Source organism: Myroides sp. TSA_177.3, assembly GCF_052691955.1.
The window spans coordinates 261,467-274,807 of sequence record NZ_JBQZGD010000002.1; the positions used below are offsets into that span (position 1 = coordinate 261,467).

The 13,341-nt window shown below is 37.0% G+C and carries 14 protein-coding genes; 5 read left to right on the forward strand and 9 right to left on the reverse strand.

The genetic code is table 11. From position 1 onward, the window contains the following. Positions 1-35: 35 nt before the first annotated feature. From ACUTSE_RS03230 to ACUTSE_RS03240, 3 genes are all read right to left on the reverse strand, one after another. The gene (locus ACUTSE_RS03230; RefSeq protein ID WP_445639219.1) at positions 36-452 is read right to left on the reverse strand and encodes a CBS domain-containing protein; all 417 of its coding nucleotides are present in this window, start codon (positions 450-452) and stop codon (positions 36-38) included. A gap of 126 nt (positions 453-578) precedes the next feature. After that, the gene (locus ACUTSE_RS03235) at positions 579-1,370 is read right to left on the reverse strand and encodes a helix-turn-helix domain-containing protein (RefSeq protein ID WP_445639220.1); all 792 of its coding nucleotides are present in this window, start codon (positions 1,368-1,370) and stop codon (positions 579-581) included. 7 nt (positions 1,371-1,377) lie between these two features. Next, complete coding sequence (locus ACUTSE_RS03240; RefSeq protein WP_445639221.1) at positions 1,378-2,409, reverse strand: MBL fold metallo-hydrolase; 1,032 nt, start codon at positions 2,407-2,409, stop codon at positions 1,378-1,380. Positions 2,410-2,728: 319 nt separating this feature from the next. Here ACUTSE_RS03240 and ACUTSE_RS03245 point away from each other — a divergent pair, with 319 nt between their 5' ends. After that, a complete protein-coding gene (locus tag ACUTSE_RS03245) occupies positions 2,729-2,968 on the forward strand; it encodes a VF530 family protein (RefSeq protein WP_259187978.1) in 240 nt (79 codons plus the stop codon). A gap of 19 nt (positions 2,969-2,987) precedes the next feature. Here the strand turns inward: ACUTSE_RS03245 and ACUTSE_RS03250 are convergent, their stop codons facing one another. The 4 genes from ACUTSE_RS03250 to ACUTSE_RS03265 form a co-directional block, all read right to left on the reverse strand. After that, complete coding sequence (locus tag ACUTSE_RS03250) at positions 2,988-3,425, reverse strand: FKBP-type peptidyl-prolyl cis-trans isomerase (protein ID WP_445639222.1); 438 nt, start codon at positions 3,423-3,425, stop codon at positions 2,988-2,990. A 57-nt stretch (positions 3,426-3,482) separates the two neighbouring features. Next, the gene (locus tag ACUTSE_RS03255; protein WP_445639223.1) at positions 3,483-5,231 is read right to left on the reverse strand and encodes an NERD domain-containing protein; all 1,749 of its coding nucleotides are present in this window, start codon (positions 5,229-5,231) and stop codon (positions 3,483-3,485) included. Between the two features lie 140 nt (positions 5,232-5,371). Next, positions 5,372-6,352, reverse strand: a complete 981-nt coding sequence (locus ACUTSE_RS03260; RefSeq protein WP_002985599.1) for a deoxyhypusine synthase family protein — start codon at positions 6,350-6,352, stop codon at positions 5,372-5,374. Positions 6,353-6,366: 14 nt separating this feature from the next. Further along, a complete protein-coding gene (locus ACUTSE_RS03265; protein ID WP_002985601.1) occupies positions 6,367-7,542 on the reverse strand; it encodes a calcium:proton antiporter in 1,176 nt (391 codons plus the stop codon). 317 nt (positions 7,543-7,859) lie between these two features. Between ACUTSE_RS03265 and ACUTSE_RS03270 the strand changes: the two genes are divergently transcribed. After that, positions 7,860-8,225, forward strand: a complete 366-nt coding sequence (locus tag ACUTSE_RS03270) for a tetratricopeptide repeat protein (protein WP_445639224.1) — start codon at positions 7,860-7,862, stop codon at positions 8,223-8,225. Between the two features lie 86 nt (positions 8,226-8,311). Here the strand turns inward: ACUTSE_RS03270 and ACUTSE_RS03275 are convergent, their stop codons facing one another. Then, positions 8,312-8,779 (reverse strand): hypothetical protein, encoded by a 468-nt coding sequence (locus tag ACUTSE_RS03275; RefSeq protein ID WP_002985607.1) that lies wholly within the window; start codon positions 8,777-8,779, stop codon positions 8,312-8,314. A 161-nt stretch (positions 8,780-8,940) separates the two neighbouring features. On the opposite strand from ACUTSE_RS03275, the gene ACUTSE_RS03280 reads away from it, so the two are divergent. The 3 genes from ACUTSE_RS03280 to ACUTSE_RS03290 all read left to right on the forward strand — a co-directional run bounded on the left by ACUTSE_RS03280 (position 8,941) and on the right by ACUTSE_RS03290 (position 12,396). Next, entirely contained in the window at positions 8,941-10,908 is a 1,968-nt protein-coding gene (locus ACUTSE_RS03280) for a tetratricopeptide repeat-containing sensor histidine kinase (protein ID WP_445639225.1), read from the forward strand. Further along, positions 10,901-11,530, forward strand: a complete 630-nt coding sequence (locus ACUTSE_RS03285; protein ID WP_445639226.1) for a response regulator — start codon at positions 10,901-10,903, stop codon at positions 11,528-11,530. The genes ACUTSE_RS03280 and ACUTSE_RS03285 overlap by 8 nt, the downstream gene beginning before the upstream one ends. Before the next feature lie 140 nt (positions 11,531-11,670). Further along, complete coding sequence (locus ACUTSE_RS03290; protein WP_445639227.1) at positions 11,671-12,396, forward strand: hypothetical protein; 726 nt, start codon at positions 11,671-11,673, stop codon at positions 12,394-12,396. Positions 12,397-12,492: 96 nt separating this feature from the next. On the opposite strand, the gene nagB is transcribed toward ACUTSE_RS03290, so the two are convergent. Continuing rightward, on the reverse strand, positions 12,493-13,257 hold the full coding sequence (gene nagB, locus ACUTSE_RS03295; RefSeq protein WP_002985614.1) for a glucosamine-6-phosphate deaminase: 765 nt from the start codon (positions 13,255-13,257) through the stop codon (positions 12,493-12,495). Positions 13,258-13,341 lie beyond the last annotated feature (84 nt).

The following is a 13,341-nucleotide window of genomic DNA, read 5'->3' on the forward strand; positions in this document are numbered from 1 at the left end:
GAATAGAAGGCAAAAAAGCAAATCTCATGTATTGTTTAATACTGAGCGATTAAATAATTAATGAGGTCTGTTGTTGTAACAATTCCGACCAAGGCTTTGTTTTTATCCACCACTGGTAATGAGTGGAATTGTTGTTCAACTAATAATTCGGCTACTTCTTTTATCGTTACATCATCCTCAATTACAACGGGATTAACCGTCATAATATCCTCTAATTTATAAGCGTCATAAATGGCATTGATTGCTTCTACATCCATATTAGCAGTGCTATACCCAATCTTTAAAATATCATTACTCGATATAATACCGACTAACTGCTCCCCTTCTACTACGGGAATATGTCGGATGTTGTAATCGGTAAATAATTGATTGACTTCACTAATTTTTTTAGTCGTAGGTACTGCAATTAATACCTTCGTCATGATTTGCGAAATGGGTACTCTTTGTTTCATAGTTTTCTTATTTTCTAGGATAAAGTTCCCCCTATAAAAATTGTAAAAACATGATACTTAACAGCTTTATATCCCTTTTTTTTTCGTAACTTCTAGTGTTGTATTGGTTACATTGAAGTTTGGTGGCTAAATAGTCGACGGATTCACTCCAAAGCGTTGTTTAAAGGCATGCGAAAAGTGAGATAGCGTTTCAAATCCAACCTCTACATACACGTCTTTTACCTTCATTTTTTTATGTTCCAACAAGTAATACGACTCTTCCAATCGTTTATTTACTAACCATTTATTGGGAGAAAGATGAAAAATCTTTTCGAAGTCTCGTTTAAATGTCGCCAAACTTCTTCCTGTTAGAAAAGCAAATTCAACTAAAGGAATATTAAAGCGAAAATGCGTATTCATATAGTTTTCTAAGTCGACTTTTCCAGGTTGTGCAAAATGGAACAAGGTGGAGGCTAAATTAGGATTGTGATGCAAGAGCAAATAAATCAATTCTCTCTTTTTGAGATCAATTAGGTTTTTATCCTTTATTGCTTGGGTAAACCATCCTCTCAAAGCAGTAAAATAACCTTGTAGTAAATCATCTTGCTCTAAGCGAATGAGATTAGCTTCCGTTTTCTTTTCTGCTTTATAGCCTTGATTTAAAGCAAACTCTTGTAACATCGCATCGTCCAAGACGACAGAAATAGCCTGAAAAGCTTCCCCTTTATACGGGTATTTAACGAATCGGATGAGCGTGTTTTTTCGGTATACAATTAGATCTCCTTTTCGATAGTAGTATTTTGTTTTACCGTCAAATGCTTCTAATTCACCTGAAATCAAAAAAGAAACCCCATGGTGTTTCATGAGTTGCTCCCCAGATTTTTTACTCTGTGTGTAACAAGCTAATTGAATGCCAAATAAGTCGATTGATTGTACCATAAACAAATTAGTTTTTCCACCAATACGTTGGTTGGGTATGCATAGCATCTAAATTAACATTTTCTCCAATTTGAGGAGTCAGCAAAGGCATCTTTTCTTTTACACTCTCTAAAGCTATGCGTTCTAAAGGTTCGTTCCAAGCGTGGTTGGCCAATACAAATTTTGCGGAATGAACGGGAAATAAAACACGTGCTTGCAAATCTTTAGCAGCTTGAACAACTTCTTCCGGCATCATGTGAATGTATTTCCAACTCTTGTCGTATTGTCCATTCTCTAAAATTGCTAAATCAAAAGGGCCAAACTGCTCTCCGATTTCTTTAAAATGCGTATCATATCCACTATCTCCACCAATGAAAATCTTTTTATGCGCTGTTTCTAATACAAAGGAAGTCCACAGCGTATTGGCTGAAAAAATACTTCGTCCTGAAAAGTGACGCGCTGGAGTTAGCGTTACTTTAAACCCAGTATCCAATACAATCTCCTCCCACCAATCTTTTTCAATAAGTTGTTGAGGAGAATACCCCCAATACTCCAAATGTGCACCTACTCCTAACCCACAAACAACCTGTTTTACCTTCGTTTTCAAAGCTTTTAATGTTTCATAATCCATGTGATCATAGTGATCATGGGTAAGAAACAATACATCAATAATTGGCAATTCAGCCACTGTTGCAATATCCGTTCCTTTAAACGATTTAGTTCCTCCTGGTATAGGAGAAGCACTACCACTCAACACAGGATCCACCAAGATAAATTTACCTTCTATCTGCATCAAATAAGACGAATGACCAAACCAAACTAATTGCGGTTGATCTCCTTCCAATGCCTTCCAATCAATAACCTGAGTCGGAATTTGATTGAGAGGTTTAGTCTCGGTTGATTTTGCAAAGAAATAGTCGTACAGTGCTGTCGTTATGGATTGGGTTAATTGAGGGGTATGGCTTTGATTTTGGAATTTCCCTTGACTGTAATTTACAGATTCTTTGATTCGTTGTAAACGTTCTCCTGATGGGCGTTTACCAAACTTTGGATGCATCATATATAAACTGGTTAGTACACATAATCCAACAAAAAAGTATCCGATTCTTTTGGCGTATTTCCTTTTATTTTTCACGTTTTTATTGGATTTAAATTGAAGTAAAAGTAGTGGTAAAACTACAATACAACTTCCCTCAAAAGCTCAAATTCGATTGCTTGAAACGCTCATTTTGTTATTTTTATCTTAGCAGAAAAGACTCTAGAGTAGCCTTGGAATTAAATTTTTGATTAGCGTGAAAACCAAGTTTATCTTGACTTGAAATGCATCCTCTCATCCTCAAACAAAGAATAAACGGTATATTTGCCAAAAAACAACTCGTATGGAAACTTCAAAAGATCCTTTACACGGAAAAAAACTCGCTGATATTCTCGAAGAATTAGTCGATTATTATCAAGGTTTTGAAGGCTTGGGCAAGCAAATTAATATCCGCTGTTTCACCCATGACCCAAGTATTAATTCTGCTTTAAAATTCTTGAGAAAAACACCGTGGGCCAGAGAAAAAACGGAAAGTTTATATGTGTATGTCTTACGTCAAAAGGCAAAGAAAGGCAATATATAAATAGCTTATATTCTACTGGTTAAGATACAATTTCGAGTAACTCCACTTCAAACATCAAGGTACTATATGGTCCGATTTGTTTGCTGATATGCTCTTCTTTATACGCATATTCAGGTGGAGTAACCATTTTGAATTTCGTTCCTATTGGCAGTAGAGGAACCACTTCTTGGTAAGCTTTAATTAATTTTTGCAACGTAAATGTACTCGGTTGGCCACGGTCAATAGAGCTATCAAACACTTCTCCTTTAGTATTAGTTCCATGATAGTGACAAACGATTTTATCTGCAAGTGTAGGCTTTTCCCCTGTTCCTAAAGTCAAAATTTCATACGCAATTCCCGAGGGTAAAACGACCACCTCTTCACCTTGAGCAAAAGCAGCTAAAAATTGAGCTCCTTCTTCTTTATTGGCTTGTTCTAACTGTTCTTTTCTCTTTTTTAATAATGCTGCTACACTCATAGTTCACGGGTTATTCTAGGGCAAAAATACTTGTTTCAACGAAATCGCACAAATCTATTAGTCTTCCTCAAGCTCTTGATACGTATGCAACTGCCAAATATTTAAATTATCAATCGCCCTCGTACAGCCTACATACCATTCAAAAGGAGTGAACTGATCGGGTTTATCGACGATGAGAATCACGTTTTTACGCTCTAGTCCTTTGTATTTCAATGCTGTTGTATACTGTAATTGCGTAGGTTCAAGTGTCAAATTCGCAGGTGTTAGCTCTTCCATTTGTAGTTCGGCGATCAAATCCGCTACGTTGTTTCTGCGTTGCCAAACTTTACTTTGCACCAAGACAATTACATCCTGAGCTTCTAGAGACGAATGCGGATCATTAATATTGTCAATCACAGCTTTAATCGCCTCTTTTAATACGGATACCTCATCAAAAGAACGCAATTCTATCTCATCGTATTCCGCTTGATGTACCGTTATCTCTTCCCATTCTTCTGGCGATTCCTGAATGTGTTCTGCAATTTGGCGAATTTGCGATTTCTGTGCACTTCGCCTTATTTTATGCAATTTGAAATGGGTAAAATAGTCTTTCAAAAAGTACGCATATTCCGTGACGTCACGGCCAAAAAGAGAAAAACTTTGGTCTAAATCGTACAACAACATCACATTACCTTGTGTTAATCCTTGTGCATCACCACAAAGCTTGTCAATCAAAAGCGCTAAATTTCGATCAAATAGATCTTGGGCTTCGTCGATAATCATATAATCATAATCGGGCAATTGTTCTTGCTGCTCTAGATATTCCATTGTTTCTTGTACTAATTTGGCACAAGACAATGGTTTTAAATAGTACACCTCTTTTTCGTTTACATGAGGGTGATATTTTGCAATAAATTGTTTGAAAGTAATGCAATCAATACGCACATTTCGCTCTTTGAATCGTTGTTGATTATATGCACAAAGTAAAGCGTTCCAACACAGGTAAATTCCTTCGCGCTCCACTTGCATCTCTGCATAGGCCATTGCCATTGTTGTTTTTCCTGTTCCAGGAGATCCTTCAATCATCAAGCGCGGATTCTCTGCCAACGAGTACAAATAATCTAAGTTTCGCTCTTTGAGCCATTGGAATGAATTTCTCGAAGCAAATACATTGGTATCTTGTACTTTAGGGCTAAAGGTATTTACGATATAGCTCAAGTCACTCCTCTTCAACTTTTTAAATGAAATAGGGTGCACACTTTCTAGTTTTTCTTTGGTGTATTTATAGATATGCAAGAGAAAATGCTCTATGTTTTCATAGTCATTTTTTCGTGTATAATCACTGTAAATCAAGTTCTTATCGTAAATGGTACTTTCAATCGCTATTTTAGTCGTTGGAAAAGCAACAGCTTCACAAAATTGCACCTGCTTGAAGTTTGGAAACACCTTGTTCATTAAGGTGTATTTGTAGCCTTTTACTTGTTCAAAAGGGTTTTGAGGCAACCATTTGGTGTGATCACCATCTTTAAAGCAGAAACGTCCTTGGTCAATAAAGACATTCCCTCCTTTTACCTCTAACACAATGATACCAAAACGAGAAACAATGATAAAATCGAGTTCTGCATCGGCTTTGGCCCGTTGAATTCTCGTATTATCGTGAAAAGGCAAGCGCAAGCTGTACCACACATACCAATCGTGTTCGCTTTTACTCAGCGATTCCACCAAGTCTCCATAAATTAAAAATTCCCCGTAGGGTACTTTATTGCCGTTGATAATCAGTTGTTCTAATTCATCAAGAGGGTATTCGGGATAAATTTTTAAAGCCATGATGGTGTGTCCTTTAGCATACAGAACTAATGTAGGCTTTTTTCATCAATAGTAGGGCATCAATCACTAAAAATAAAGGGGAATAACAAAAGAAAACCCGTAGTTTGACAACACAGACAAACTACGGGTAAAGAATTAAACTATTTACCTAAAATCCAAGCAAATATAAGTGGGGCTACAATAGTAGCATCAGATTCAATGACATAGCTTGGCGTATCGACATCGAGTTTTCCCCAAGTTATTTTTTCATTTGGAATACAACCAGAATACGAACCATACGAAGTTGTAGAATCAGTAATCTGACAGTAATATCTCCATTTTAATACGTTGTCTTTCTCTAAATCTTGTACGAGCATTGGAGCGACACACATCGAGAAATCACCTGCAATACCTCCTCCAATTTGGAAAAATCCGATCCCTTGGTCTACAGCATTTTGTTCGTAAAACTCAGCCAACCAAACCATATATTCAATACCGCTTTTTACTGTTGAGGCTTGTAGCTCTCTTTTAATTACATAAGAAGCGAAAATATTCCCCATCGTTGAGTCTTCCCATCCTGGAACTACAATTGGCAAATTGCGTTCTGCTGCAGCAAGCATCCACGAGTTTTTAGGGTCAATTTCATACTCTTGCTCTAGTACACCGCTCAACAACAATTTATACATGTACTCATGTGGAAAATAACGCTCTCCTTGTGCTTCTGCATCTTTCCATATTTTTTCAATGTGATGTTGAATCTTGCGGAAAGCTTCCTCTTCTGGAATACAAGTATCCGTTACGCGATTGTATTTATTTTGCAACAAATCCAATTCATCCTGAGGCGTTAAATCGCGGTAATTAGGTATTCTCTTATACTGTGAATGTGCCACTAGATTCATGATGTCTTCCTCTAAGTTGGCACCTGTACAGCTGATAATATCTACTTTACCTTGACGGATCATTTCAGCTAATGAAATACCAAGCTCAGCGGTACTCATTGCACCAGCTAATGAAATCAACATCTTCCCTCCTGCCGCTAGATGTGCCTCATAACCTTTGGCAGCATCAATCGTTGAAGCAGCATTAAAATGTAAAAAATTACTTGCTAAAAATTGTGAAACGGGTCCTTTATTCTGTTCCATTTTGCGTTTTTATATTAAGGATTAAAAATTAAAAGCATGAATACAACAAAGAGCACTAGGTGCATCATTCCCATAATGGGTGTGGTTCGCTTGCCAATAAAAGTCATCAAACTCAACAATAAAGTGATGACAAAGAGAATGGTCTCTGTGGCCGTCATTCCGAACAACACGGTTTTCCCTGTGATTAACCCTACAAGTAATACAGCAGGAATTGTTAACCCAACAGTAGATACAAATGCCCCATGACACAAGTTAATTGCACGTTGAAATTCGTTGTTTAAAGCGGCTTTAACAGCAGTCATGGATTCTGGCGTAAAAACAATAATAGCAATCAACACTCCACCTAATAAAGGAGGTAAATTTGCTGCTTTAATACCGTAATCTACCACTACAGCCATATTATGAGAAAGCAAAACAATAGGTAGAATCATCCCTAGTAAAATCAAGGTACGCACCCAAATCTCTTTCTTATTCACGGGTACTGCTTCTACATCTGCATGTTCTTTCTCTTCTACTTCATGGCGTTGTGCAAACAAAATTTCCATGTTTCCCGCCTTCGGTTGAATATACAAATGCTTGTAGCGCTTCATTTGCAACAACAAGAAAAAACCATAGAGTACAATCACCAATCCAGCTAATACTACAGCTTGTGTTGTTGTAAACTGACCTCCACCTGCTCCTTGAATAAAGTTAGGTAGCATCAATCCAATTCCTCCAAGCATGATAATCATCCCCATATAGGAAAGCGTTCCTTGGGCATTGTATTCTTGTTCACCAAACTTTAAACCGCCTAAAAGGATACACAGTCCAATAACCAAGTTCATAATAATCATCATCACGGAAAAAATAGAGTCTTTCCCGATAGTAGGATTTTCTCCAGGCCCCAACATCACTGCTGCAATCAAGATTACTTCAATGGACACAATGGATAAAGTTAGAATCAACGTTCCATAAGGCTCACCTAATTTATGCGCCAATTCATCGGCTTCTTTCACCACACCAAATGCTGCACCAATAATAGTAAAAAGTAAAACTAAGAATGTTCCTAATGCAATCATCCCCGTGATTGAATCACCTAAGAAGCTTTGCCCAAAAAGCAGGAATAAAATCACAATTAGCCATACAGCTACTAATCGAATTCTAGTTTTAGTTGGAAAAATCTCGGATAATAGTACTTTTTTAGTTGTCATTTTTTTATTTTTTGAGTTAAAATAACGGGACAAAATTAAGATCCGTACCCTACATTACATTTATCATAGGATAAATAATTAGGAGGGAGATTTTGAGTTTTGCGAGGTCGTGAAATATGATGTTGTTGAGGGAGTAACCGTTCTAATGCATACTTTTTATTTTATTCATCCTATAAAGTCATTGCTAGCTTATACAACATAAAACACTATATCCTAACAAGATACAAAATTAACGAGCTAAAAAAGTAAAAATAAAAAGAGAAAATACTTTTTTTGTACATTAGACGTCACATCCTACGCTTCACTAACACCTACTAATGAGAACACTTATACTGTTATTTTTTCTATGGGGATCTTTCGCTAGTTGGGGGCAATCCAAGCAAGAAAAATTAATCGATCAATACCTTACCCAGGGTGCTTATCGTTATCATTACACCCAAGCCCAGTATTACTTGGATAAAGCATTGATAGAATACCCTAAATTCTCCGATGCTCAGTATTATAAAGGGATGTGTTTTCTCGCTCAAAACAACAAAACAGAAGCGCAAAATTTCATGCTAGCGGCGCAAGAAAACGCCAAACAAGGCTATACCATCAATGAAGATGACGCCTATTACGAATCGTATCCTAATCAGGTTAATTGGCATATGGCACAATGGACCATTCCTCAGAATACACCATAAAAAAACTCTTTCCTACAAGGTGTAGAAAAGAGCTTTTCCTCTTACTAATTCTAGTTTTTATCAGTTAATGGGAACATCCGAATTGCTTATTTTCCAGCTTGTTTTGCGCCTTCAAATACGTATATAATCTCTCCTTCTGCCTGTTTTGTTGTGTGAACATCCATGGTTTTTGTATCTGCATGATACCAAAATATTCCCGATAGATCCCCTGTAACAGTAGTGATATCATTGTTGTAATTTCCTTCTACTTTCATTACTTTTTCAGTAACACGAGAATAAATTTCACCTGATTTTGCTGTTACTTTCACGTGTTGTGCATCAACTTTAGTCACCTGGATAATTACATCGAAAAATTCATACTTTCCTGTTCCTGTGAAATCATCATAGACTCTCATTGATCCTTTATACGTTCCAACAGCAGCGTCAATTGATCCTCTTTCTGGTAAATCAATTCCGCCATTGTCATCACTTGAACTACAGCTTGTAACAAATGCGCTGGTAGCCATAACAGCTACCGCTGCTAATAGGCTCACTTTTCCTTGGAGTTTTTTCATACTAATTTTTGTTTTTGTTGTGAGAGACAAATTTCTTTATCTTCTACTTTTTCGACAATCATCGCATACCGTGATTTTTTTCTACGGGTTTACCCTGATTTTTACAACCTATTGCGAATATTTTTTTTTTATTCAGATATTTGTTTCCTAATTACCATCGAATGCCGAAAACGCTATTATCTCTATTTCTATTCGTCTTGGGTTGTAATACAACCTGTGCTCAGTACTTAATTCCTCTAGATGAGGAACAATACCTGTCGCAAATTAATACTCAAATCCAAGCACATGGACAGGATACAATTGCACTAAAAAATTACCTCCTCTTAGCGGAATATTGGGCGCCGACTGATAGTATTCAAAGTTATAAGGCCTTACAAAAGGTTCTTCAAGCACCTACTGCTAAACAACTTCACACAGGTACACTTGCTTATTACCAAGGAATATACTATGCCAATACGGGTAAAAAAGACCAGGCTAAAGCGTCTTATCTCCAGGCCATAGAGCAACTTAAATCCAAAGCTTATCTAGCAGATATTCGCATCAAAGCCCAATACAGTTACGCCTACCTTCAAATTGAAGAGAAAGGTTATGATATCTTGGTCAAAACACTAACTGAAACCTGTATTCCATGGGCCAAAGAAACAGGAAATAAAGAGGCACTCGCCTATTTTTATACTCAATTGGGACTTGTCTTTATGTCTGTTGCCCAACTGGATACTGCTCAAGAATATCATGATAAAGCCTTAGAGGTAATAAGTGAAATTGAACCCCAAAGCACGGTACATTTAATTACCTACTTGAATTTAGTAAGTAATTATTGCTATAAACCAGATAGTGAATCGGCTAAAATCTACTTGGATCAAGCAACGAAGCTGCTAAAAAAGTTCCCTAATTCTCAACACTATCCCAACTACTACTACCAAGTAGCCATGTACTATACGACACGGCAAGAGTTTAAAAAAGCTTTAGAAACACTGCATCTTGGGATAGCTTCGGCTAAAAGTAAAAAACAGTTGAGAGTACTCAATATGTTGTATTTCCGTCTGTATAATGTGTACTTGATGCAAAAGGATTACCTCCAAGCCAAAGCGCTATTGGAGCAAATTCTCAAGGAAAATATCATCGTCAAAGAGCCCGTCAACCGCAAAATAACCTATACGCAATTAGCATCGGTCAATGAAGTCCTTCAAGATTTCAAAAGTGCGTATGATTGGCAGAAAAAAGCGAGTATCTTAAGTGATAGCTTACATCAGCAAAAGTTGTTTGAAAAGATGAATCAATTGGAAATTCAGCTTCAAACGGCTGAAAAGCAGCAGGAAATAGACCAATTGGAGCAAGAAAAAAAGGAAAGTGAATTGCTGAATAAGAATAAAAATTTAAAGTTTACTTTACTGATTATTGCCTTTATTTTATGTTTGATTATTGCCTTTTTGGCGTGGATTAACTTTAAAAATCAGAAGAAACTCAACAAACAAATTCGCCTGCGACATGAAGAGCAACTGCTCCACATTGACAACGAACGCAAATATGAAGCAACGCAGGCTATATTACAAGGCGAAGAACAAGAGAGACAGCGCATCGCTCAAGATTTACACGATAGTATGGGAGGTATCTTAGCGAATATTCGAATGAAGGTTTCGAAAGATGTAACACAGCCAGAATCGAAACAAGATCTACTGAGTAAATTGGATTACTCCATTGCAGAAATGAGGCGAATCTCTCGTAATTTAATGCCTGAAACACTTAAAAACCTTGGGCTTGAAATAGCGCTTCAAGAATTGTGTGAATCCATGAGTCACCCGCATCTTCCTATTCAATTTGAAGCTTATGATATACAAGATGGTCTTGATTTCTCCATACAGCTCGCCCTCTATCGCATTACACAAGAAGCTATTAGCAATGTACTTAAATATGCTCAGGCCTCTAGTATTATTGTGCAAATCAGTCAAAATGAAGGGGAACTCAGCCTAACCATTGAAGATAATGGCATGGGGTTCAACCAAGAAACGATTACCTATGGTCTAGGTTTAAAAAACATTGCCCATCGCGTCGAACTCATTGAAGGGCATTTAGAAATCAACACGGCTCCTGGTGAAGGCACCACATTAAACATTACTTGTCATGCATAAAAAAGAACAACTCACCTTAGCAATTGTGGATGATCATCCGATGATTATAGCTGGAATAAAATCCCTATTGAGTGATTCTAATTTTCAAATCTTTTCGTTTACGAAAGGAACGGCTTTATTGGATTTTATCCAAACCAACCAGGTTGACCTTGTCCTGCTTGACATTATTTTGAGTGATGGGAATGGTTTAGATTTTTGCAAAAGCATCAAACAACAGTATCCTCATATTTTAGTGATTGGACTAAGCAATCAAACGGAACGCAGTATCATCTTTAAATTGCTAGAACACGGTGCATCGGGGTATATCCTAAAAAATGCAGATTCAGAAGAAATTCTCGAAGGCATTGAAAAAGCCCTTGAAGGTAAGCTAGCACTGAGCGAAGAAGTCCAAGAAATTATGGTTCGACCTACGCATACCCACTTTGAGATTCCAAGATTAACGAAAAGAGAACATCAGATCCTCTTGGCTATTGCTCAAGGAGATACGTCCGCTATTATAGCTCAAAATTTATTTATCTCTCTTGTAACTGTCGAAACCCATCGCAGAAATCTTTTACAGAAATTTAAGGCTAAAAATATGATTGAACTGGTTAAAATAGCTACTGATCACCATTTAATTTAACCCCATTATTGCATTTTTCACCTAAATTACATTACATAAAATTCGAGATTCATTACAGTTTTACGCAAACTAATTACAGTAAAGCTCTAGAATTGCCTAAATTTTAAATCTTTGCGTTGTATCTTTTAAACACGCAAGCCATGTCTACAACAGCCAATCTAAATTCTATATGGAATTCCAAGATGCCTCAAAGGCGTTTCTGGAACTTATTTTTATTTTGGAAATCTCTGCCTAAGAAACAAGCCAAAATACCGACCCCTAAACATATCACCCAAAACTGTAAAGGATTGGAATTGCAGAAAAATAAAATTAAAACTATTCTCTATTCCACTGATTTAGCATTGATTGAAAATAACGATGCAGATGCCCTATTAGCCGTATATCCTTTTCCCCCTTCGATACAGATTATCAAAACACTCATCGAATTTTCGAATAGACCTGTTATTTGTGGTATTGGTGGTGGAATGACCCAAGGGGAACACGCTATTGAAATAGCGATTCAGGCTCAAAAATATGGTGCAGCGGCGGTTATCGTTAATCAACCTTTTAAAAATGAAGATATTGCCAAATTGAAACAGCAATTATCAATCCCTATTATTTCGAGTGTATCCACGTTGAATTTTGATTTTGATCAACGCATACAAGCGGGAGTATCTTGTTTTAACGTTACAGGAGGCCCTAATACGGTGGCCATCGTTGAACATTTACAACGCAACTACCCTGATTTTCCTATTATTTCAACCGGAGGCAAAACCTTCGACTCCCTACACTCTATTGTAAATAAGAAAATTAGCGCAGTCATCTTAACTCCTCCATCGAACGCTGAACTTTTTCGCTCGATTATGGATACCTATAGACTGGAATAATGCCTCATAAACTATTTACCACTTACTAACGATAAAAAAAGCCAATCCTCAGGATTGGCTTATCTATATTTTATCACGTTCTTTTTCAGTTAGTTCTTACAGCAAAGCTGCAGCTTTCTGATCTAGAATATATTCAACATGTTCCAATTGCTGTAAAAAAGTTGCTGGTACTGCAGTCGAAATTTCTCCTTTTAAAGCTTTCTGAATAATTGCAGCTTTACGCTCACTCAACGCTAATAAAAAGATTTGCTTCGCTTGTACGATGGTTTGAATTCCCATTGTAATTGCTTGCGTAGGCACTTTATCAGCTCCTCCGAAGTCATCTGCGGCATCTTCACGTGTAATAGCATCTAATTGTACCAAACGCGTTAAAGACTCCTGCAATGACCCTGGTTCGTTAAATCCGATATGTCCACTGCGCCCAATACCCAATAGCTGCATATCTAACCCACCAAAATCAACAATCTTCTGTTCATATAAATCACAATAAGCTTGTATCGCACTCAATTCTAGCGTCCCATCTGGAATGTGAATCTGATGTGCCGGAATATCAATATGGTTAAACAAATTTTGCTTCATAAAGGCAACATAACTTTGTTCCTCTACGGGATGCATAGGATAATACTCATCTAAATTAAAGGTCACTACATTTTGAAAACTTAGCCCCTCACTTTGATGCAAACGCACCAATTCTCTATATACCCCTTTCGGAGTAGATCCAGTTGCTAATCCCAAAATAGCAAGGTTGCCTTTCTCTTGCTTTGCTTTAATTATTTGCGCAATTTTATCAGCTACGTATGCAGATGCTTCATCTGCATTCGCATATACTTTGATGGCTTGTTGTAAAGAATGTTCTAGCACTTTTTTTCCAATTCGTTTGTTTGTATAACTTCCAAAAATGAAAAAACAACGCCAATCCTACTTGCCTTGCCCTTTCAATTATTA

Bases quoted from the DNA above. Each gene is read 5' to 3' on its own strand.
- ACUTSE_RS03240 (WP_445639221.1), bottom strand. From the start codon at position 2,409: ATGATGCATCCAAAGTTTGGTAAACGCCCATCAGGAGAACGTTTACAA.
- ACUTSE_RS03265 (WP_002985601.1), bottom strand. From the start codon at position 7,542: ATGACAACTAAAAAAGTACTATTATCCGAGATTTTTCCAACTAAAACT.
- ACUTSE_RS03255 (WP_445639223.1), bottom strand. From the start codon at position 5,231: ATGGCTTTAAAAATTTATCCCGAATACCCTCTTGATGAATTAGAACAA.
- ACUTSE_RS03245 (WP_259187978.1), top strand. From the start codon at position 2,729: ATGGAAACTTCAAAAGATCCTTTACACGGAAAAAAACTCGCTGATATT.
- ACUTSE_RS03260 (WP_002985599.1), bottom strand. From the start codon at position 6,352: ATGGAACAGAATAAAGGACCCGTTTCACAATTTTTAGCAAGTAATTTT.
- ACUTSE_RS03235 (WP_445639220.1), bottom strand. From the start codon at position 1,370: ATGGTACAATCAATCGACTTATTTGGCATTCAATTAGCTTGTTACACA.
- ACUTSE_RS03270 (WP_445639224.1), top strand. From the start codon at position 7,860: ATGAGAACACTTATACTGTTATTTTTTCTATGGGGATCTTTCGCTAGT.
- ACUTSE_RS03280 (WP_445639225.1), top strand. From the start codon at position 8,941: ATGCCGAAAACGCTATTATCTCTATTTCTATTCGTCTTGGGTTGTAAT.
- ACUTSE_RS03275 (WP_002985607.1), bottom strand. From the start codon at position 8,779: ATGAAAAAACTCCAAGGAAAAGTGAGCCTATTAGCAGCGGTAGCTGTT.
- ACUTSE_RS03290 (WP_445639227.1), top strand. From the start codon at position 11,671: ATGTCTACAACAGCCAATCTAAATTCTATATGGAATTCCAAGATGCCT.
- ACUTSE_RS03285 (WP_445639226.1), top strand. From the start codon at position 10,901: ATGCATAAAAAAGAACAACTCACCTTAGCAATTGTGGATGATCATCCG.
- ACUTSE_RS03250 (WP_445639222.1), bottom strand. From the start codon at position 3,425: ATGAGTGTAGCAGCATTATTAAAAAAGAGAAAAGAACAGTTAGAACAA.
- ACUTSE_RS03230 (WP_445639219.1), bottom strand. From the start codon at position 452: ATGAAACAAAGAGTACCCATTTCGCAAATCATGACGAAGGTATTAATT.